This is a genomic window from Undibacterium sp. Di24W (genome assembly GCF_049340325.1).
Classification (GTDB): Bacteria; Pseudomonadota; Gammaproteobacteria; order Burkholderiales; family Burkholderiaceae_D; genus Undibacterium.
This window is the reverse complement of record NZ_JBMPOP010000004.1, coordinates 370828-391358: the sequence shown is the minus strand read 5'-3', so window position 1 is coordinate 391358 and position 20531 is coordinate 370828. Positions and strand designations below refer to the sequence as shown.

The window sequence follows — 20531 nt, the reverse complement described above, 5'->3', positions numbered from 1 at the left end:
AATTCAAAATATATATGTATCTGGTTTAATGATGCGAATTCATTTTAGAAGAATACTTAATGGCGGCATCAATGAAAATTAAGGTTTTAATTATTGACGACTCCGCGCTAATCCGGAGTATTTTGTCAGAAATTATTCGAAGTCAACCGGACATGGAAGTCGTGGGTGTTGCACCTGATCCATTGGTTGCAAGGGAGTTGATAAAACAATGTAATCCAGACGTGCTTACTTTAGATGTCGAAATGCCCAAAATGGATGGTTTAGACTTCTTAGAAAAGTTGATGCGCTTACGCCCAATGCCGGTGATTATGGTGTCATCACTGACTGAACGTGGGTCTGAAATTACGATGCGTGCTTTGGAACTAGGGGCTGTCGATTTTGTTACTAAGCCGAAGTTGTCTATCCAGAGCGGGATGAATGAGTATGCTCATGTGATTACGGATAAAATAAGAGCTGCTTCGAAGGCAAGAATTCGTGCAAGAGCAATCGCCTCCAGTACCCAAAGTGGTCAAGCCTTGTCGGTATTGCCGTCGGTCAAAAACCCGTTGGTTAGTAGCGAAAAATTGATTATCGTTGGTGCATCGACAGGTGGAACGGAGGCGATTAAGAATTTTTTGGTTCAGATGCCGTCTGATTGTCCCGGAATTTTGATTACTCAGCATATGCCAGAAGGTTTTACTAAGTCGTTTGCAACAAGGCTAGATGGTTTATGCAAAATATCGGTATCAGAAGCTCGAGGTGGTGAACGGATTTTGCCTGGGCATGCTTATATTGCACCTGGCCATTCACATTTGTTATTGGCTCGAAGTGGAGCAAATTATGTAGCAGAGTTGAGTACCGCAGATCCTGTGAACCGTCATAGGCCTTCTGTTGATGTATTGTTCCGTTCTGCGGCAAAGTCTGCGGGGAAGAATGCAGTTGGTGTGATCCTCACGGGAATGGGTAAGGATGGCGCGGAGGGAATGTTAGAAATGAAGAATTCTGGTGCGTATAATTTTGCGCAAGATGAAGCAACCTGTGTAGTATTTGGGATGCCGCGTGAGGCAATTGCGGTTGGTGCTGTCAATGAAGTGGTTCCACTCAACGATTTACCTCACCGAGTGCTTCATTACTTGGATCAACACGGTAGTCGAGCGTTGCGTGTTTAATCCGGATTCATGGATTTCTGCAAATTGCATACCCAAATAAGTCTATATAACCGATAATATGTACTACTGTCCTTTGTGAAATTATGGAGTAAGTTATGGCTGATCAAAACCTCAAGTTTTTAGTTGTAGATGATTTTTCAACTATGCGTCGTATTGTGCGTAATCTTTTGAAAGAACTTGGATACTCCAATGTTGACGAAGCTGAAGATGGCGCGCTTGGATTGGCAAAGTTAAAAGGCGGAGATTTCGATTTTGTGATTTCTGATTGGAATATGCCCAATATGGATGGACTGACCATGTTGCAGCATATTCGTGCTGATCCTGCGTTGGCGAAGTTACCTGTATTGATGGTTACAGCTGAGGCGAAAAAAGAAAACATTATTGCTGCTGCTCAAGCCGGTGCAAATGGTTATGTGGTGAAACCATTTACTGCTGCGACTTTGGATGAAAAGCTCTCAAAGATTTTTGAAAAATTAGGTAAACCTGCGTAAGTTGTTTAGGTTGAATTGAGGTAACAATCATTATTGGGTCTGCCGACCGTCAAAAGTGCAACGCATATTGATATTTGTGTGGCATTTTGGCGTCTACATGGACAATATTGATTTCAAAATCAAAAAACTAATCATTCATTTTGTACTTTTGAAATAGCTCGATTTTCGTGTTTTGGCATTTTATTCTTCGTATTTCGAATGCTGGAAAATACGAAACCCAGTCAATACTAGGTGAGATAGACCTAGATTTCTAACTAGAAAATAACCGTTAATTTATGAGTGATGTAAATTTCATCGTTAGAGAACCATTGTTAGACCCAGCGCAGCGGGTGATTGGTTTTCAATTGTCTTGGCAGAGTGGCGCAAAAAATGCCGAGATGGATGTCTCGACTTTGAGCTCTTTGATGTCTTTCGTTGCAGCAGAATTTCATGACGATGAAAAAGGTTTTCTTTTAGGTGACAGCCTGATTTTTTTGGAAGCTGTTCCTGGTCTGTTGCAAGCCGAAGGTTTACGTCAACTTTCTGCAAAGAACACGGTTTTGATTTTCTCCAAACGATATTTTGGTGATCCAGCAAGTTTGGAGGCTATCAAGGAGTTGCGAACTCTGGGTTTTGGAATTTGCCTGCGCAATGCGGATATCAGCGCATTAGAGCGGTCCTTCTTTTCCCTAATCACACACATGGAAGTCCAGCTTGACGCTAGTAATTTGGCGTCTCAGGCAAAGATGTATGCAGCGTTAAAGCAATCTAATGTGCAAATGGTGGCTCGCAATGTCGGAAGCTGGCAGGATTTTGATGCTTGTGCAGCCTTAGGTTTATGTAGCTTTGTTGGCAAATTGCATTTGACGCCGCGACCAAATCTGACACAAAAAGGCTTAAATACTACTCAGACTACGATACTTCAGCTGATGGAAATGATACGCAAGAATGCAGACATCCAACAGCTAGAAACTGTAGTAAAACGTGATGCAGCCTTGGCTTATAAACTTTTGCGTTATATAAACTCCGCCGGCTTTGGTTTGCGTACTGAGATTCAGTCGCTTAAACATGCAGTCACCATTCTAGGCTATAGCCCTTTATACCGTTGGTTATCTTTACTTTTGGCAACAGCCAGTACTAATGGAAATTCACCTGTTTTGTTAGAAACAGCCATTATTCGTGGGCGTTTCGCTGAAATGCTTGGACAACCATTTATGTCTAAAACAGAAGCTGAGAATTTATTTGTGGCGGGTATGTTTTCATTGTTAGACCGTTTGCTTGGTCTGCCTATGGAAGAGGTACTATCATCAATCCAATTGCCAGAAGCTGTGGTTGAAGCGTTGGTATCACGTAGCGGAGCCTTTGGGCCTTATCTGGCGCTCGCAGAAGCGTGTGAATTAAATAGTATGCTCGTACAATCTTTGGCAGAGTCCTTGAAGATCAATCATGACGATGTCAACAAAGCGCACCTTTCAGCCTTGGTCTGGGCAAAAAATATTGCTTCTGCTTAGTTCTTTTTGAGAAGCTTTCTATGCGGTTTTAAAAATCGCATTTCATTCTAATGTTTGTAGTGGCCGAACTATAAAATGCGGAAAGCATTTTATGGTTCGGCCATTTTTGTTTTGATTTTGTTTTTACCCTACTCAATTTCTGTTCACTTTCTAATCAGATACTTTTCTAAGAAATATTTGGGCTCTCCGTTCGTCGCCCCTGATTTCTTTGTAAGAAGTAAGGGGTGAATCACTGTCTATTCGGTTGATGTCAAACGGCACTTTTCGTTAATAATTTGTCCTACAGAAATAGTGTTAGTGCAGATCCAAACGGAAAAGAAATGGCTGATGACAGTGGATTAGAAAGAACCGAACCGGCCTCGCCTCAGCGCCTTGAAAAAGCACGCGAGGAGGGCGATGTGCCTCGTTCGAGGGAGTTATCTACCTGCACAGTTTTGCTGGCAGCTGGAGGCGGTTTGTTCGCATATGGTGACGGTTTGTTTCGACAACTTGAAAAAAGCTTAATTACTGGAGTGTCATTTGAGAGGGTAATAGCGTTTGATTCCACTTTTCTTTTGACTAGGATCCAGAATATGGTGGAAGAGGTGATGTTGGCTTTCATGCCTGTTGCCGCATTATTATTGATTACGGCACTCGCTTCTCCTTTGCTCATAGGCGGATGGCTATTTAGCTTTAAGGCTCTCGAGCCAAAATTTTCTCGGCTTAATCCTATCGCGGGTTTGGGTAATTTGGTGTCTGCACAAGCTGGCATCGAACTGGTGAAATCAATCTTAAAAACGATCTTGGTCGGCGTGATTGCATGGGTTGTCGTAATGCGTCAAAAAGATGAAATTTTTGGTCTGGTTCATGAATCCCTACAACAAGGTAGTGCGCATGTTGGTCATATGCTAGGTGTTTGTTTCCTTGCGATTGTAAGTGGATTAGTGTTGATTGCTGCGATCGATGCGCCATATCAAATGTGGGCTTATGCGAATAAGTTGAAAATGACCCATCAAGAAGTCGTGCAAGAATCGAAAGAAGCAAACGGTAATCCGCAAATTAAAGCCAAGATTAGGGCACAACAACGTGAAATGGCACGTCGCCGTATGATGGCTGAAATTCCAACTGCCGATGTCGTCGTTACTAACCCAACTCACTTTTCAGTTGCGCTGAAGTATACCGATGGTTCTGGTGCGCCGCGGGTTGTAGCGAAGGGCGCGGATGCTGTCGCCGCTAAGATCCGCGAAATCGCCAAAGAAAACAATGTACCCATTTTAGAGTCACCGCCTTTAGCTCGTGCACTACATAAACACACCGAGTTAGGCGATGAAATTCCTGAGGCTTTGTATGCCGCTGTGGCTGAAATTCTGGCCTACGTATTTCAGCTCAAAACTTTTAAAAAGGCAGGTGGTTTGCCACCCCAAGAACCAAAAAATATTCCTGTACCTGACGGTCTCGATCCTTTGTCGATGAAAAGTGAAATGCCAATATGAATGCCTTAAAAATTCCTAGTTGGATATCTGGTATGGGGAGCAAAGCACTTGCGGCTCCCGTATTAATCATCATGATGTTATCGATGATGATTTTGCCTTTGCCCGCATTTGCTCTAGATATCTTCTTCAGCTTCAATATCGCGCTTTCTATCATCATATTGTTGACCAGTCTTTATACGGTACGACCATTGGAGTTCATGGTTTTTCCTACTGTTTTGCTGGTTAGCACAATGCTGCGTTTGTCATTGAACGTGGCATCAACTCGTATCGTTTTGACCGAGGGTCATACCGGACCAGATGCCGCTGGTAAAGTCGTTGAGGCATTCGGACATTTCTTGATTGGCGGAAATTACGCGGTCGGTATTGTTGTCTTCATTATTTTGACCATCATTAATTTCATGGTCGTTACCAAAGGTGCTGGCCGTATCGCAGAAGTTGGTGCTCGTTTTGCATTAGATGCTATGCCAGGTAAACAAATGGCGATTGACGCAGATTTGAACGCAGGTCTGATTGGTGAACAAGAGGCTCGTAAGCGTCGTACTGAAGTTGCTCAAGAAGCAGAGTTTTATGGTGCGATGGATGGCGCGAGTAAATATGTGAAAGGAGATGCCGTCGCGGGCATCATGGTAACCATCATTAACATCGTTGGTGGGTTGGTCGTAGGTATGGTGCAGCACGATTTGGATTTTGCTAACGCTTCAAAGATTTATACTCTGTTGGCAATTGGCGATGGCTTGGTAGCACAGATTCCTTCACTGATTATTTCTACTGCTGCGGGTATCGTTGTGTCGCGTGTTGCCAGCGAACAGGATATTGGCAATCAGTTTATTAATCAATTGTTTGCAAAGCCTCAAGTGCTGTATATCACCGCGGTCATTATTGGTGGTTTGGGTGTTATTCCAGGAATGCCACACATCGCTTTCATTTTGCTAGCGGCAGTTTTAGCGGGAGGTGGTTATTTGATAGAGAAGCGAGCTGCATTGCCTGCCATAGCAGATCAAGCTCCAGCTGTCGCCACACCGGCACCGGAAATGGAAGAGGCAACCTGGCAAGATATCCTCCCCGTGGATACCCTCGGATTGGAAGTCGGCTATCGCTTAATTCCTTTGGTTGATAAAACACAAGGCGGCGAACTGTTACGCCGGATTAAAGGAATACGCAAAAAATTTGCACAAGACATCGGCTTCTTGTCGCCTCCCGTCCATATTCGCGACAATTTGGAATTGAAACCTAGTGCCTATCGCATCGCCTTGAAAGGTGTCGAAATCGGTACCGGCGAAGCGAATATGGGGCAATTTCTAGCAATTGATCCTGGAATGGTCTCGGGTCAATTGCCTGGTATTCCTACTGCAGATCCCGCATTTGGTTTGCCCGCAGTATGGATTGATGCAGCGACCAAAGAACAGGCGCAGTCTATGGGTTATACCGTGGTAGATGCAGGAACGGTGATCGCGACGCATTTGAACCATTTAATTACAAGCAATGCCTCGGAATTGTTGGGGCGTCATGAGGTTCAGCAACTGTTAGATCACTTAGCCAAAGACTCTCCAAAACTAATCGAGGATTTGACACCGCGCGTTCTACCGTTATCGACGATTCAAAAAGTACTGCAGAATTTGCTGATTGAAGGAGTCCATATTCGTGATATGCGATCGATCGTTGAAACAATGACTGAGTTTGCAACTCAAACTCAAGATGCTAACGAACTCACGGCACAAGTCAGAATTGCTTTGGGGCGTGCGATTGTGCAACAGATTTTCCCGACTGGGAACGAACTCAGTGTTATGACTTTAGATAACAAATTAGAGCGTCTGTTGATGCAAACTTTGCAGGGTAGTGGGGTCGATGGTGCCAGTATGGAACCTGGCCTTGCCGATACTTTAGCGATGCAGACTGAGGTCGCAGCACAACATCAACAACAATTGGGGTTGACGCCTGTGTTACTCGTACCGGGTCCGCTGAGGGTATTAATGGCGCGTTTCTTGCGCCGTAGCCTTCCCCAAGTAAAAGTCTTATCTCACGCAGAATTGCCAGAAACAAAAACTATACGGGTTACTAGCCTGGTTGGAGGACAGTTATGAACGTTAAAAAATTTATTGCGCCCACTTCACGCGAAGCACTAAGAAAAGTTCGTGCGGAATTAGGTGATGATGCGGTTATTTTATCGAACCGCAACGTCGATGGTTTGGTTGAAATTTTAGCGATGAATGACAGCATGCTAGGATCTATCATGCCAGATCAGGCCAAGGCGCAGGCACCAGTGAATACGCCACAGTTCAATTCAAAAGCGCATTTAGTCGAAACAAAAATGGAGGCCTCCGGTAATTTGTGGGAGATGGGATCGGCGGCTCAAAGAGCACAAGTGATGCCTAATGCAGGAACTAGTCAGGCAGAGATGGCGTTGATGATGAACGAAATCCGCTCAATGCGAGGCATGCTAGAGAACAAAATGTCGGAGATTTCTTGGCTCGGAACGCAGCAGAAGGCACCGCATAAAGCCGATATTTTGCGTGAGCTATTGGCGACGGGCTTTAGCGCAAGTTTGTCGCGCCATCTGGTTGAGAGAATGGCTGACTCTGAAAATGCCATTTCCGGTCTTGAATGGATTAAATCAGTTTTGGTAAAAAATTTGTCCGCTATCAATAACGAAAACGAAATCCTAGAGCGTGGCGGCGTGTATGCACTTGTCGGTCCAACTGGCGTAGGAAAGACGACCACGACGGCAAAATTGGCGGCTCGCTGTGTGATGCGGCACGGCCCCTCAAAATTAGCTTTGATCACGACTGATGCTTACCGTATTGGTGCCTATGAGCAGTTGAGAATTTATGGAAAAATTCTAGGCGTCATGGTCCATTCAGTAAAAGACGAAGCTGATTTGAAAATTGCCTTGCGTGAACTCAAGGATAAACACACTGTATTAATTGATACAGTGGGTGTTAGTCAACGTGACAAAATGGTGACAGAACAAGTTACGATGTTGTCTGGTTCCGGTGTCGATGTGAAACGCTTATTGTGCCTCAATGCGACTTCGACAGGCGAGACTTTAAGTGAAGTGGTGCGCGCCTATAAAGGTAATGGTTTGTCCGGTTGTATACTCACTAAATTGGATGAGGCGGCAACTATAGGTGGAGCGCTGGATATTGCGATTCGTCAAAAATTAAATATTTATTATGTAGCCAGCGGTCAGCGCGTACCTGAGGACTTACATGTCGCAAATAAACAATACTTGGTTGATCGAGCCTTTAAGTTAAAGCGTGAAACTTCAGCTTACAAGTTTGAAAATGACGAGCTACCTTTATTGATGTCGGCTAGTACTTCGTTTGCGAATCTCACAAACCTTGAGAAAGCAGAGGCGCATCTTGGCTAAATTTGATCAGGCTGAAGGTTTGCGCCGCATGCTGGAATTGCCTAAGCTACGTGTTCTTACTTTTATGTCAGCACTACCCGCAGAGGAACGAAATGGAACACTCATTAATTTGTCGGCGACCTTTGCCCGTAGTGGTAAAAATACGTTGATGGTTGATGCAAAATCAACTAGCTCGACGTTAAGTGCGTGGTTGAATTTGAAATCTGATCAGACCTTGTTGGAGGTGGCAAGACATCAGCGTACAATGGATGCAGTGATAAAAGAGGTTTCACCAGGATTGTCTGTCACGAAAGTCGCTAATATCATTCCTAAATCTTTAGGATTGCCACAAAGCGGATATCGTGAATTGTCAAAGGTGTTTGACCTAGCTGCAAATAGATCCGATTTGGTTGTGGTCGATTGCGAATTGAACTCCGACGATTCGTTTATTTTGTCCTCATTTGATGATAGTGAAATGTTGATTCAAGTGTCGACTGATCCAGCAACGATCACTAATGCCTATGGCTTGATCAAACGCCTGAACAATCGCTTAGGCAGACGCACTTATAATATTGTGGTATCCGGCGCGACAGAAGAGCAGGCTCAACGTGTATTTTCGAATCTGTCGCTAACCGCTCGGCGCTATTTGGCAGTAGAGTTGAACTTTGTTGGCTACGTACCTGAAGATATGTATTTGAAGCGAGCCACTGAATTGGGGCGAGCCGTGATTGACGCTTTTCCATTGTCTAAAGCAGCAAATGCTTTTGTTCGCATGGCGGACAAACTGGTGTCTTCTGCGAGTGGAAGTTTTCAATTGAATTCAATACCTGCTTTAGGTGCTCATTTGGAGTATTAACTAGTTTATATATGTACACAGCAAGCGGCAAATCAGATAAAAATTCTATACTTACTGAGCACGCTCCGTTAGTGAAACGTTTGGCTTATCAATTGAAAGCACGTTTGCCACCCAGTGTTGAAGTGGATGATCTGGTTCAGGCTGGAATGATAGGCTTGCTAGATGCAGTGAATCGTTATGAAGACAATCACGGTGCACAATTTGAGACTTATGCTATCCAGAGGATACGTGGCGCTATGTTGGATGAGCTGCGTAGTAGCGATTGGTTACCACGAGGTGTGCGCCAAAACATGCGCAAAATTGAAACTGCGATGAATGAGCTACAACAAAGGTTGGGGCGACCACCTATGGAAACCGAGGTTGCCAAACACTTGAAACTCAATCTTATCGACTATCAAGAGTTATTGGGTGAGAGCGGCGGACATCAACTTTTGTATTACGAAGACTTTCATGACGCGGACACGAAAGAGCATTTCCTCGACCATTTTTGTAGTGATGAGCGCTCGGGTGATCCCTTGCAAGACTTGTTGCATGGTGATTTTCGCGATGCGGTAGTGTATGCCATTAATAATCTCCCGGAACGTGAGAAATTATTAATGGGCTTGTACTATGAGCAAGAACTGAATTTGAAAGAAATCGGCGCGGTCATGGGTGTTTCTGAATCGCGGGTATCGCAATTGCATAGTCAGGCAGTGGCGAGGTTGAGGGCATCTTTGAGGGAGCGCGCGTGGACCGGGCTAGCTTAATTGGTATTATCCTTGTTGTTGCAGGCATTCTCTCTGGACAGGTCTTGGAGGGCGGACACCTTTCATCTTTGCTTCAGCCTGCAGCTTTCGTGATTGTGGTGGTCAGTACCATAGGCGCGGTATTGCTTCAAAGTCGCCTGCCAACTTTTATACGTGGTATCAAATTGCTCAAGTGGATTGCAGTGATGCCCGAGGATAAGAGCAAAAAAAATGTAACGGATGCGTTGGTCTGGAGTGTGGTTGCGCGGCGTGAAGGATTTTTGAGCTTGGAACGCTATATTAGTTCTTCAAAAGATCCATTTATAGAAAAAGGATTAAAGCTGGTTATCGATGGGGTCGATCCCGAACGGCTTAAAGAAATTCTTGATGTTGATATCGCTTTCTATGAAATGGAGCAGCGGCAGGCAATTAAGATCTGGGATGCTGCTGGCGGTTATTCTCCAACCATTGGTATTTTGGGTGCGGTTCTAGGGCTGATTCACGTTATGGAGAATCTCTCTGATCCAAGCAAATTAGGTAGCGGTATCGCTGTTGCGTTTGTCGCAACCATTTATGGTGTGGGCCTCGCGAATCTTTTTTTCCTGCCCGTCGCGAATAAATTAAAAGAAATGGTGGGAAGAGAAGTTGTCAGGCGTGAGATGTTGGCAGATATTTTTTTTAGTATAGCGCAAGGCGACAGTCCACGAATTGTTGAAGAGCGACTGTCGAATCATCGGACATAAAATTACATCTTTGATATGGCACGTAAAAAATACGCAGAAGAACCAGATAATCATGAACGTTGGCTAGTATCTTACGCCGACTTTATGACCTTGTTGTTTGCTTTTTTTGTCGTGATGTACGCAATATCTTCTGTCAATGATGGTAAGTATCGAGTGCTTTCTAATGCTTTGAATGGAGCGTTTGGAGCCGTTGTTGTCCCAGGTGGCGTTATTCCAGACTTAAAAAATTCTCAAACTTCCTTGATTGATAAATTTCCGGTAATTAAGCCGCGGAATGCCGAGTCTTTGCGCAAAGAACGCGAGAAAATGACTACTGTTGCTAAAGACATTTTGACCGTCTTGGAGCCATTGGTACGAGAGGGTAAAGTTCGAGTTACTCAAACGAGTCGCGGCGTTTCAATTGAAATTAATGCTAGTTTGTTATTTGCACCCGGTGAAGCAAAGTTAAATGCTGACTCCATCCAAGCACTAAACGCTATTGCTCAGGTACTCAAAGCTGACAACCATTCGATTCAGGTTGAAGGATTTACGGACAATGTGCCAATTAAGAACTCTACCTTTCCATCTAATTGGGAATTGTCAGCGGTGCGTGCCAGTAGAGTTGCGCGCCTGTTTATGGAAAACGGCGTTGATGAAAATCGTATGACTGCGGTAGGGCAAGGCCCCAAATTTCCTGTTGGCTCGAATGATGTACCTGAAGGAAGGGCGCGTAACCGCCGCGTCACCGTTACCATTCTAGCAGTGTTACCAGAGACGCCAGTTGATGTGCCTGTTAATGGCATTAAGGCGACACTGCAATAATCGAAATGACTTGGGTTCGTTATTAAATTTGAATTTCTGACTTTACACTTTTTTGAATTGGCAGTTTCGCTGATCCATCAATATTGAATTAGCCAGCAACGATACCACGGCCAGCGCTTGGACTATTCTTTGATTGTCCATCCGCGCCATACATAGAGCCGGTCTGATTGTTTTGTTGAAGTACATTTAATGCACTTTGATTACGACTGAGTTGACGGCTGATTAATAAGCCATTGGTGCGATTTTTTTCTTGTGCTTCGCTAGAGATGGAAAGCAATAGTTTCCAAGTTTCTTCTATCTTGGCGTCATTTGTTGGGGCTGAAAAAAAATCTTGCATTCCTTTGGCGTCTGGTGTGTAACCCACAGAAGTTAAGAATAAATTTCTATTTTTTTCTAGCTCAATAATTTGCATTAACACGTTATTTTTTTCGGGTGTGATCGTTCCCAGTTTTTCAGCTTCGTTATCTGTTAATACTGCTTGTTCCTCCATAAGAAGCTGATCCAACGAACGCATTAATACAACTTCATCATCTAAAAATTGTTGTAATTTGCGTGAGTTGGTTAATCCGTCGTTCATGTTGGTTGTCTTCTTGAGTTGAGTAAATCTTTAACGGTTTCCAAAAGGCCATCGGCAACTTTTTCAGCGTCGACCTGAAAACGGCCTTCTGAAATCGCTAATTTAATTTCTTCTACTTTCTTAGCCTCAAAAACTGCAGAGCTTGCCTGCGTATTTTGCAATGCTTGTAGCTGCACTGAAAGTGGGGAAATTTGAACATTAATTGAAGGTGTATTTGCCACCTTCGCATTGTCTCCTGCTTTATCCGCGCGTGGTGCAGGCGGGCTCGTTGGCAGGCCTTGCGTTGAATTGAGAGCGTCATTAATTTTCACAGCGGCACCTTTGGGGTTGGATTTACATACATCTACATCCATTATAACGGCGCACTTATTTTAAACTTTAATCTTATTTAAGCAAATCGCCATCGTGTTCATTTGGTAACGTTTTTTTTGAGTGTAAGCTAGCTTTAATTGACCTCGATAACTCCACCCACCCTAGCTATCCCTGAAATAATTTGTCCACCCGCTGTTTTCGCTTTGGCGACCTGGCCTTCCGCTGCATTGTTGAGGGCAGTTGCTTCATTCGATACCGTGAATCCATTACCGGAACTACTTACCTTAATCGATTGACCCTGCTGAATTACTGGAATGAGTTTAAACATTTCTTTTCGCAGGTTGACCCCCGCTGGATAGTTAGCCAGCATGGTTTTGCCTATTGCTTGCTTTTCGTCGGTAATAGTACCCGGGGGGAGACTACTGATTTCACCCTGAATCTTAACGAGATCCTGCTCAGTCAACATCTGTCCCATGCTGACTGCTTTGTTGGTGACAAAATAGCCACCAGATACCTTTACATTTGCACCAAGATAAATCGTCCATGGTTTTGGTGTGCTGCATTGCACGCCTATAGTGATTTTACCCCAAGCTTTACTTCCCGGCGTTAAGAACGGAACTAGCTGATCACAGGCTTGTAATTTAAGTCGTGGATCTAACTTATTCACGGTAATTTCGACTTTTCCCTCGTTTTCCTCTAGTAGCTTAGTTTGATTTTTTAGAAAAATCTCAGCCTCTCGTATGATCGTGGCTGAATCAATATTTTGTGTGACTTGTGCGCTCAGATTGAACGCCAACGAGCAAGTGAAAAAAACACATATAAGTTTCTTTAGTTTCTTCATAGCGCGACTGATTCATTCCGTGATGTTGCTGAACATAACCAAAGTGTAGGCCGAAAGTTTCCTTTCTATTGCTTGAATAGATGGACTTTTAGTGGGTTTATCTAGGTATTGAATCTGAGCCCCGAGTACTACTATGCATGGTAACGAAAACCGCAATACGTTCGAATCGTGATTTTGTTGTGGTTCGTGATACGAGCCGAGAGGAAGAAGTGAAAGGGAGTAATGATGAATAAGCTTGATGATTACATGCGTTTTCACCAGTTGGCACTGTCTGTTCGAGGCCAGCGTCAGCAATTGCTCGCTTCAAATATTGCGAATGCTGACACTCCGAATTATAAGGCTAGAGATATTGATTTTGGTTCGGCAATGCACGCTGCTCTTGGTAAAACAAACGGTGCACAAGATTTGACAAAAACTGCTCAGGCACATTTGAGCCAACCGGGAACCATTGCTGGTTTGCCACCTGCCTATCGTAAAGAAGTTCAAGGCAATGTAGACGGCAATACCGTAGACATGGATGTTGAACGTAATGAGTTTACTGAGAATGCTTTGCGCTATGAGGCAAGTTTGACAATTATTAATATGCAGATCAAAGGTCTGCTATCTGCTATTCAGGGGTAATGACTATGTCCTTATTTAAAATATTTGATGTCTCTGGATCGGCAATGAGTGCGCAGGCGCAGCGTTTAAATGTGGTGTCTAGTAATCTTGCGAATGCTGATAGTGTGACCAGTGCAAATGGACAACCATATAAAGCTAAGCAAGTAGTTTTTAGTGCGGTGCCAAGCGCTAATGCTGCTTCAACATCCGTCAAAGTAACTCAAGTCGTAGAAGATCCCAATCCACCAAAAATGATGTACGACCCAAAACATCCCTTGGCTGATGAAAAGGGTTACGTGGCGATGCCAAACGTGAACGTGGTTGAAGAGATGGTAAATATGATTTCGGCATCACGCTCCTATCAAACTAATGTGGAAACGATGAATGCAGCGAAATCCATGTTGTTAAAGACGTTGAGTATTGGCCAGTAAGTTAATGAACACCTTAGTTTAGTGAGGCAAAAATTATGAGCACAGTGAATACACAAGCCGTCGATCCCAGTTTGCTAACATCGATGAATGGCGCACGCAGCACCAAAAGCACGGCGCAAGATGCACAAGATCGTTTCATGACGCTGTTAGTGACACAGATGAAGAATCAAGATCCCCTAAATCCCTTGGATAATGCCCAAGTTACTAGCCAGTTGGCACAACTTTCGACCGTGACAGGTATAGATAAGCTGAATGAAACCATGATCGCCATGAGTGGTAACTTTAAAAGCAGCCAGAATTTGCAGGCGGCTAGCATGATAGGGCATGGTGTGGTGGTGCCTGGCTCTAATGTTGAATTAAAGGATGGTAAGTCAGTTTTGGGATTTGACTTGCCACAAAATGCGGACAAAATCCGTGTCCTGATTAAAGATCAATCAGGAGCAGTTGTAAAGACTATCGATTCCAGCAGCATGACCAGTGGTTTCAATTCTGTGGTTTGGGATGGTAAAACTGATGCTGGTGGAAGCGCGCCGAACGGTAACTATAAATTTGAAGTTACGGCCAGCGCAGGAGAAACCAAACTCACGGTGGCGCCCTTAAGTTTCGGTTTAGTATCGAGTGTGTCATTCGGTAGTCAGGGAACGATGTTGAGTGTGCTCAATACAGGTGAAGTAGCGATGTCGGATGTGCGACAAGTATTTTGATTTGAGATTAAAAAAAGTTTTGTCATTTTGTTTTCAGATAGTGATCAGCATAGAAATTTTTTAGCGCTATTTGCCCACAGCAGAGGAGATGTATCATGGGTTTTCAACAAGGTTTAAGTGGATTAAATGCCGCCTCCAAATCATTGGATGTCATCGGAAATAATATTTCGAATGCAAATACGGTTGGATTTAAAATGGCGCAAGCGCAGTTTGCTGATGTGTATGCGAACTCGCTTAGTGGTGCTGGTGGCGGTGGCGCAGGTATTGGTGTCAGAGTGCAAACCGTGGCGCAGCTGTTTACTCAAGGGAATATCTCATCCACTAATAATCCTCTTGATATTGCAATTAACGGTGCTGGATTCTTTAGAATGTCTACGAACGGTGCTATTACCTACAGCCGGAATGGGCAGTTTTCCTTGGATAAAGACGGTAATATTGTCAATGCACAAGGCGCCAAATTAACCGGTTATTCGGCAGACACCAATGGCGTGTTATCAACGGGCGCCGCAGTCCCGATTAATATTAATACTAGCGATATTCCACCCAAAGAAACCGATACAGTAAAGGCGCTTTTGAATTTGGATTCACGTGCGTTGGTGCCTGGTACCAAGCTTCCAGTGACTGCACCGCCGGTCATTACGCCGGTCGCTTTTTCATTGACTGATCCGCTTTCTTACAATAATGCGACTTCGGTAGCGGTTTTTGATAGTTTGGGAAATTCTCATGTGTTGCAAACATTTTTTGTGCGACGTGATCCCGTAACGACGGCGCCTACAGCGCCAGCTACTTCTGAGTGGGATATTTATGCTGCGGTCGATGGGTTGCGCGTTCCAGCTGCTCCAGCTGCACCTGCAGTCCAAGTTCCAGTTGGTTTTGTTGGATTTGATAATTTAGGTAAATTGACGAAAGCTACCTCGGTATTGGCTGTTGCGGCAACAGATCCCAATGCGATTGCTATTGCGGTTCCGGTCGGTACAGGTGCAGTAACACCTATCTCTACCCCAACTATTTTGTTTGACTTTACCGGTACCACTCAATTTGGTGCAGCGTTCAGTGTAAATGCGATTAAACAAGATGGGTATACGTCTGGTAAATTGTCAAAATTCAATACGGCAAAAGATGGCACAATCGTTGGTAGTTATACCAATGGCAAAACCTCGGTGCTTGGCCAGGTAGTCTTAGCAAATTTTACCAATCCAAATGGACTGCAATCACTTGGTGATAACCAATGGACAGAAACGGCAACGTCTGGTCCATCTTTGGTTGGCCCTCCAGGCTCTGGTAGTTTAGGTCTATTGACTTCCAATGCAACCGAAGATTCGAATACTGATTTGACCGGTGAGTTGGTCAATATGATTACGGCACAGCGTGTCTACCAAGCGAATGCACAGACCATTAAAACCATCGATCAGATTTTGCAGACCCTGGTCAATTTGCGTTAATTTTTTTCTTGTTAGTATTTTGAATTGAAGTTGGGAGCGTGCGATGGATCGATTAATTTACACTGCAATGACGGGGGCGAAACATATCCTGGAACAGCAGGCGACCACATCGCACAATCTCGCGAATGCGACCACGACAGGATTTCGCGCTCAGCTTGATTCGTTTCGGGCAGTACCTGTCGTTAGTGAAGGTATGCCAACACGTGCTTTTGTCGTGGACGCAACGGTAGGAACAGATTTTGCCAGCGGTAGTCTACAGAATACCGGACGTGAACTTGATGTGGCAATTCAGGGAAAAGGCTGGCTTGCGGTACAGGCAGAGGATGGTACTGAAAAGATGACACGTCATGGAAGTCTGAAGGTTAGTGAAAATGGCGTTTTGCAAACTCACAGTGGGCTCACAGTTCTGGGTGATGCTGGGCCAATCACAATTCCACCCGAGGTAACGATCGCAATTGCTAAAGACGGCACTGTCTCTAGCGTTCCTATGGGGACTAAGCCGAATGCTGTTCAAGTATTGGGACGACTAAAGTTGGTCAATCCACCAGAAACAAATATTGTGCGTGATGCCGATGGTTTGTTTAAAACTAAAGATGGGGTTGTACCTGATCCAGATGCAACGGTTTCTGTTGCCGGAGGCATGCTCGAAGGCAGCAATGTGAATGTGGTTGAATCTATGGTGAGCATGATTAATCTGGCACGTCAGTTTGAAATGCAGATGAAGTTGTTGACCAATGCCGAGAGTAACGCAACAAAAGCCAGTCAGATCTTTACATTGACTTAATGCGAGTTATTGCACAATAAGGTACTGATTAGACAAACCCTTTATTGATTCATTGGAGTCATAAGGTTTCGATAGGTGTCTGATTAGGTGTCTGATAGGCGCCGCAGGTATGCATTAATAGGAGAAGGACATGATACGCTCATTATGGATCGCGAAGACTGGCTTGGATGCACAGCAGACGCAGATGGATGTGATAACGAATAATCTCGCGAATGTTAGTACAACGGGTTTTAAGCGCTCGCGCGCGGTATTTGAAGATCTTCTGTATCAGACTGTGCGTCAACCAGGCGCACAAAGTTCACAACAAACTCAGTTACCTTCTGGCTTGCAGCTCGGTGTAGGCGTGCGTCCGGTTGCAACAGAGCGTATTTTCACGCAGGGTAATTTGCAGCAAACCGGCAATAGCAAAGATTTGGCGATTAATGGGCAAGGTTTTTTTCAAGTGCTGATGCCAGATGGTACGACGGGTTATACAAGGGATGGATCGTTTCAAGTCGATAACCAAGGTCAGATGGTGACTTCAAGTGGATTTGTCATTCAACCAGCCATCACGATCCCAGCTAATGCACAGTCAATTACAGTTGCTCGCGATGGTACTGTATCAGTTACACAACCTGGTTCTGCCGCACCAGTACAAGTCGGTTCTATACAGTTGGCGACGTTTATTAACCCAGCTGGGTTAATGGGTCTTGGCGAAAATCTTTATGTTGAAACCGCAGCATCAGGCAACCCGGGTACGAATGCCCCGGGTACGAACGGCGCGGGTTTGTTGGTGCAATCATTCATTGAGACATCGAATGTCAATGTGGCCGAAGAATTAGTGAGCATGATACAAACTCAGCGTGCCTACGAAATCAATAGTAAGGCGATTACAACCTCAGATCAGATGTTACAGCGATTGTCGCAACTCTGAAGCTTAGTCAACTAAGCTGAGTTGATCACTTAAAGAAATCGTTGAAAGCGAAGAATCTAAAATGAACACTACAAAATTTATCGTCGCATTCATTGGCCTAACGTCATTGTTTGGCTGTGCGACAACACCTCCTGCAATAAGTCATCAATCAGGTGTGGTTCATGCTCAGACCGCAAAAAATCAACGTGAAGCAAATGGCGCGATCTTTCAGACAGCGAGCTACAGGCCTTTGTTTGAAGATGTCAAAGCGCGACTAATTGGCGATGTGCTGATAATCTCGATTAGTGAGAATACCTCTGCCACTAAGGCGGCAGGTGCGTCCGGCAGTAAATCAGGGAGTGCTGCATTCGCTGCGCCGACTATTTTAGGTATTCCTGCAAGCACAACAGCGAAAGCCTCGATTTCAACTTCTGCGTCTACGAAGTTTGATGAAAAAGGTGCAGAAACTGCGAGTAATTCTTTTTCAGGAACTATCGCGGCAACTGTTATTGACGTGCTGCCTAATGGTAATTTGTTAGTCAGTGGTGAGAAGCAAATCGCATTCAACAAAGGCGCTGAGTATGTCAGATTTTCTGGCGTCGTCAACCCACAAACAATAACTGCTGCGAATTCTGTGTCTTCTACTCAGGTTGCCGATGCACGCTTTGAATATCGTTCTACGTCACGTGTCGACCTTGCCGAAGTTAACTCTTTGCTGACCCGTTTCTTTTTAAGTTTTTTGCCGTTTTAAGTTGAGAATTCAATATGAAATCGCATAGTCAAACCAATTCAAAGCGCTATCCGTTTTATCGAGCCGTGTATGCCGTTTGCTTGTTGGGGGCAATGCTTATGCCGCAGATGAGTCAGGCGGAACGTCTCAAAGATCTGGCTGGTATTCAAGGCGTGCGTCAAAATCAATTGATGGGTTATGGTCTAGTCGTTGGTTTAGATGGTAGTGGTGATCAAACGACGCAAACGCCATTCACGGTGCAAAGTATTATTAGTATGATGCAGCAGATGGGTGTGTCGATACCAGTTGGCACCAGTCTACAATTGAAAAATGTTGCCGCTGTCATGGTGACGACATCATTACCACCTTTTTCGCAGCCAGGACAAACTTTGGATATTACTGTGTCGTCCATGGGTAACGCGAAAAGTTTGAAGGGCGGTACTTTACTGATGACCCCGTTGAAGGGCGCTGATAATCAGATTTACGCGATGGCACAAGGAAACATCTTAGTTGGTGGTGTTGGTGCTTCTGCCAATGGTAGTAAAGCGCAAGTAAATCACCTGAGCGTTGGGAAGATTTCCGGCGGCGCTACAGTTGAACGCTCGGTGCCCTCGCCTTTGGGACATGGTAATTCCATTCAATTGGAGTTAAATACAGCCGACTTTTCTACCGCTAGCCGTGTAGTGGAGGCGATTAATCAAAAGTTTGGCCCAGAAACTGCGGCAGCCGTTGATGGGCGCGTAATACAAGTAAAAGCACCGCAAGTCAATGATCAGCGGGTGGCGTTTTTAGGTACATTGGAAAGCATAGAAGTAACGCCTGCGCAGACAGCAGCAAAAGTAATTCTAAACGCGCGAACTGGTTCTATTGTGATGAATCAATCAGTGAGTCTTGAGACTTGCGCTGTTGCCCACGGCAACTTAAGCGTGGTTATCAATACTGACAATGCGATAAGTCAGCCAAATGCTCTAAGTAACGGTCAAACTGCTGCGACACCCAATTCGACTGTTGCGATTACTAAAGAGGGCGGGCAATTGTTGATGTTAAAGGCTGGTGCCAACTTGTCTGATGTAGTGAAAGCGCTCAATTCAATTGGAGCTACTCCGCAGGATTTGCTTGCCATTTTACAAGCTATGAAAGCATCAGGCGCCTTGCGTGCTGATTTGGAAATCATTTAGCCTTTTTTGCGAGTGAATGTAATGATTGGTCGAGCTGATTTATCTGAAAAGCTTGCTTTTGATAGCAAGGGGTTAGACGCTTTGCGTCAAGCATCAAAAGATAACTCTCCCGAAGCACTGAAAGCAGCTGCGACACAATTTGAAGCGCTGTTTGTTAGCATGATGCTCAAATCAATGCGGCAAGCGGGTGGTCAGGACGGCATGTTCGATAATGAACAAAGCAAGATGTATACTTCCATGTTGGATCAGCAATTGTCACAAAAAATGGCAAGTCGCGGTATAGGTTTAGCCGATGCAATGGTAAGGCAGCTTTCGAACAATGCGATGACACAAGCATTGCAGTCGGAGAGTTCACCTCCAGTTCCTTTGGGCGGGTTAGGTGGTGTGAATCAATATGCACAACAACAGACATACGTTGCAAAAGCCGAACAGTTGCTTGATTCGGTTGGTAGTATTAATTCTAACTCTTCTGCTCGTCACGTTCAGGAGTTCACGCAAAAGTTGGGACCTCATGCAGAATTAGCTGCTCAGGGTAGTGGTATCCCAGCAAAATTTATGCTGGGTCAAGCCGCCTTAGAGTCTGGTTGGGGGAAGCGAGAGATTCGAGCAATGGATGGCTCGGCTAGTCATAACGTATTCGGCATCAAGGCTACTGGTAATTGGAAAGGCCGCACAGTTGACGCGATGACTACGGAATATACCAATGGTGTAGCTTATCAAAAAGTTGAAAAATTCCGTGCTTACGATAACTACGGTGATGCATTTAAAGATTATGCAAAACTCATCAGTGACAATCCGCGATACCAATCAGTATTGCAAAGCGGTGGAGATGCCTCTCAGTTTGCCTACGCTTTACAAAAAGCTGGCTATGCAACCGATCCGCATTATGCGCAAAAGTTGACGAAAGTTATACAGCAATCGTTCTCGGGCTGATCCCATTTGAGTTTTGAATTAAAGTTTTCCTAGAT

Annotated in this window: 22 protein-coding genes; 19 read left to right on the top strand and 3 right to left on the bottom strand. The window is 44.6% G+C overall.

The window, feature by feature from the left end:
• The first annotated feature begins 71 nt into the window (after window positions 1–71).
• The 10 genes from ACO0KZ_RS10875 to motD all read left to right on the top strand — a co-directional run bounded on the left by ACO0KZ_RS10875 (window position 72) and on the right by motD (window position 11072).
• Window positions 72–1148: a protein-glutamate methylesterase/protein-glutamine glutaminase gene (locus tag ACO0KZ_RS10875; protein WP_422995178.1), complete on the top strand. Its 1077-nt coding sequence runs from the start codon at window positions 72–74 to the stop codon at window positions 1146–1148.
• 95 nt (window positions 1149–1243) lie between these two features.
• Window positions 1244–1639 (top strand): chemotaxis response regulator CheY, encoded by a 396-nt coding sequence (cheY, locus tag ACO0KZ_RS10870; RefSeq protein ID WP_314862798.1) that lies wholly within the window; start codon window positions 1244–1246, stop codon window positions 1637–1639.
• A gap of 275 nt (window positions 1640–1914) precedes the next feature.
• Complete coding sequence (locus tag ACO0KZ_RS10865) at window positions 1915–3129, top strand: EAL and HDOD domain-containing protein (protein WP_422995177.1); 1215 nt, start codon at window positions 1915–1917, stop codon at window positions 3127–3129.
• Between the two features lie 320 nt (window positions 3130–3449).
• Complete coding sequence (gene flhB / locus ACO0KZ_RS10860; protein WP_422995176.1) at window positions 3450–4601, top strand: flagellar biosynthesis protein FlhB; 1152 nt, start codon at window positions 3450–3452, stop codon at window positions 4599–4601.
• Complete coding sequence (gene flhA, locus ACO0KZ_RS10855; RefSeq protein WP_422995175.1) at window positions 4598–6682, top strand: flagellar biosynthesis protein FlhA; 2085 nt, start codon at window positions 4598–4600, stop codon at window positions 6680–6682. The genes flhB and flhA overlap by 4 nt, the downstream gene beginning before the upstream one ends.
• Window positions 6679–7968 carry a flagellar biosynthesis protein FlhF gene (gene flhF, locus ACO0KZ_RS10850; RefSeq protein ID WP_422995174.1) on the top strand — a complete coding sequence of 430 codons (1290 nt, stop codon included), beginning with the start codon at window positions 6679–6681 and terminating at the stop codon, window positions 7966–7968. Before flhA ends, flhF begins: the two co-directional genes overlap by 4 nt.
• On the top strand, window positions 7961–8803 hold the full coding sequence (locus tag ACO0KZ_RS10845) for a MinD/ParA family ATP-binding protein (RefSeq protein ID WP_422995173.1): 843 nt from the start codon (window positions 7961–7963) through the stop codon (window positions 8801–8803). Before flhF ends, ACO0KZ_RS10845 begins: the two co-directional genes overlap by 8 nt.
• 11 nt (window positions 8804–8814) lie before the next feature.
• Complete coding sequence (locus ACO0KZ_RS10840) at window positions 8815–9549, top strand: RNA polymerase sigma factor FliA (protein ID WP_315473022.1); 735 nt, start codon at window positions 8815–8817, stop codon at window positions 9547–9549.
• Complete coding sequence (locus tag ACO0KZ_RS10835) at window positions 9531–10271, top strand: flagellar motor protein (protein WP_422995172.1); 741 nt, start codon at window positions 9531–9533, stop codon at window positions 10269–10271. The genes ACO0KZ_RS10840 and ACO0KZ_RS10835 overlap by 19 nt, the downstream gene beginning before the upstream one ends.
• 15 nt (window positions 10272–10286) lie before the next feature.
• A complete protein-coding gene (gene motD / locus ACO0KZ_RS10830) occupies window positions 10287–11072 on the top strand; it encodes a flagellar motor protein MotD (RefSeq protein WP_422995171.1) in 786 nt (261 codons plus the stop codon).
• Between the two features lie 88 nt (window positions 11073–11160).
• Here the strand turns inward: motD and ACO0KZ_RS10825 are convergent, their stop codons facing one another.
• The 3 genes from ACO0KZ_RS10825 to flgA form a co-directional block, all read right to left on the bottom strand.
• Window positions 11161–11649: a flagella synthesis protein FlgN gene (locus ACO0KZ_RS10825; protein ID WP_422995170.1), complete on the bottom strand. Its 489-nt coding sequence runs from the start codon at window positions 11647–11649 to the stop codon at window positions 11161–11163.
• The gene (gene flgM / locus ACO0KZ_RS10820; protein ID WP_422995169.1) at window positions 11646–11960 is read right to left on the bottom strand and encodes a flagellar biosynthesis anti-sigma factor FlgM; all 315 of its coding nucleotides are present in this window, start codon (window positions 11958–11960) and stop codon (window positions 11646–11648) included. The genes ACO0KZ_RS10825 and flgM overlap by 4 nt, the downstream gene beginning before the upstream one ends.
• A 134-nt stretch (window positions 11961–12094) precedes the next feature.
• Window positions 12095–12802, bottom strand: coding sequence for a flagellar basal body P-ring formation chaperone FlgA (gene flgA / locus ACO0KZ_RS10815; RefSeq protein WP_422995168.1), 708 nt, complete (start codon window positions 12800–12802; stop codon window positions 12095–12097).
• 222 nt (window positions 12803–13024) lie between these two features.
• Here flgA and flgB point away from each other — a divergent pair, with 222 nt between their 5' ends.
• The 9 genes from flgB to flgJ all read left to right on the top strand — a co-directional run bounded on the left by flgB (window position 13025) and on the right by flgJ (window position 20496).
• The gene (flgB, locus tag ACO0KZ_RS10810) at window positions 13025–13423 is read left to right on the top strand and encodes a flagellar basal body rod protein FlgB (protein WP_422995167.1); all 399 of its coding nucleotides are present in this window, start codon (window positions 13025–13027) and stop codon (window positions 13421–13423) included.
• Window positions 13424–13428: 5 nt separating this feature from the next.
• Window positions 13429–13833: a flagellar basal body rod protein FlgC gene (gene flgC / locus ACO0KZ_RS10805; protein WP_422995166.1), complete on the top strand. Its 405-nt coding sequence runs from the start codon at window positions 13429–13431 to the stop codon at window positions 13831–13833.
• A 35-nt stretch (window positions 13834–13868) separates the two neighbouring features.
• On the top strand, window positions 13869–14537 hold the full coding sequence (locus tag ACO0KZ_RS10800; protein WP_422995165.1) for a flagellar hook assembly protein FlgD: 669 nt from the start codon (window positions 13869–13871) through the stop codon (window positions 14535–14537).
• Between the two features lie 95 nt (window positions 14538–14632).
• A complete protein-coding gene (gene flgE / locus ACO0KZ_RS10795; protein ID WP_422995164.1) occupies window positions 14633–15979 on the top strand; it encodes a flagellar hook protein FlgE in 1347 nt (448 codons plus the stop codon).
• A gap of 43 nt (window positions 15980–16022) precedes the next feature.
• Window positions 16023–16763: a flagellar basal-body rod protein FlgF gene (flgF, locus tag ACO0KZ_RS10790; RefSeq protein ID WP_422995163.1), complete on the top strand. Its 741-nt coding sequence runs from the start codon at window positions 16023–16025 to the stop codon at window positions 16761–16763.
• Window positions 16764–16893: 130 nt separating this feature from the next.
• On the top strand, window positions 16894–17676 hold the full coding sequence (flgG, locus tag ACO0KZ_RS10785; protein ID WP_422995162.1) for a flagellar basal-body rod protein FlgG: 783 nt from the start codon (window positions 16894–16896) through the stop codon (window positions 17674–17676).
• 61 nt (window positions 17677–17737) lie between these two features.
• Window positions 17738–18406, top strand: coding sequence for a flagellar basal body L-ring protein FlgH (locus ACO0KZ_RS10780; RefSeq protein WP_422995161.1), 669 nt, complete (start codon window positions 17738–17740; stop codon window positions 18404–18406).
• 14 nt (window positions 18407–18420) lie between these two features.
• Complete coding sequence (locus tag ACO0KZ_RS10775) at window positions 18421–19563, top strand: flagellar basal body P-ring protein FlgI (protein ID WP_422995160.1); 1143 nt, start codon at window positions 18421–18423, stop codon at window positions 19561–19563.
• Between the two features lie 21 nt (window positions 19564–19584).
• A complete protein-coding gene (gene flgJ / locus ACO0KZ_RS10770) occupies window positions 19585–20496 on the top strand; it encodes a flagellar assembly peptidoglycan hydrolase FlgJ (RefSeq protein WP_422995159.1) in 912 nt (303 codons plus the stop codon).
• Window positions 20497–20531: the final 35 nt, after the last annotated feature.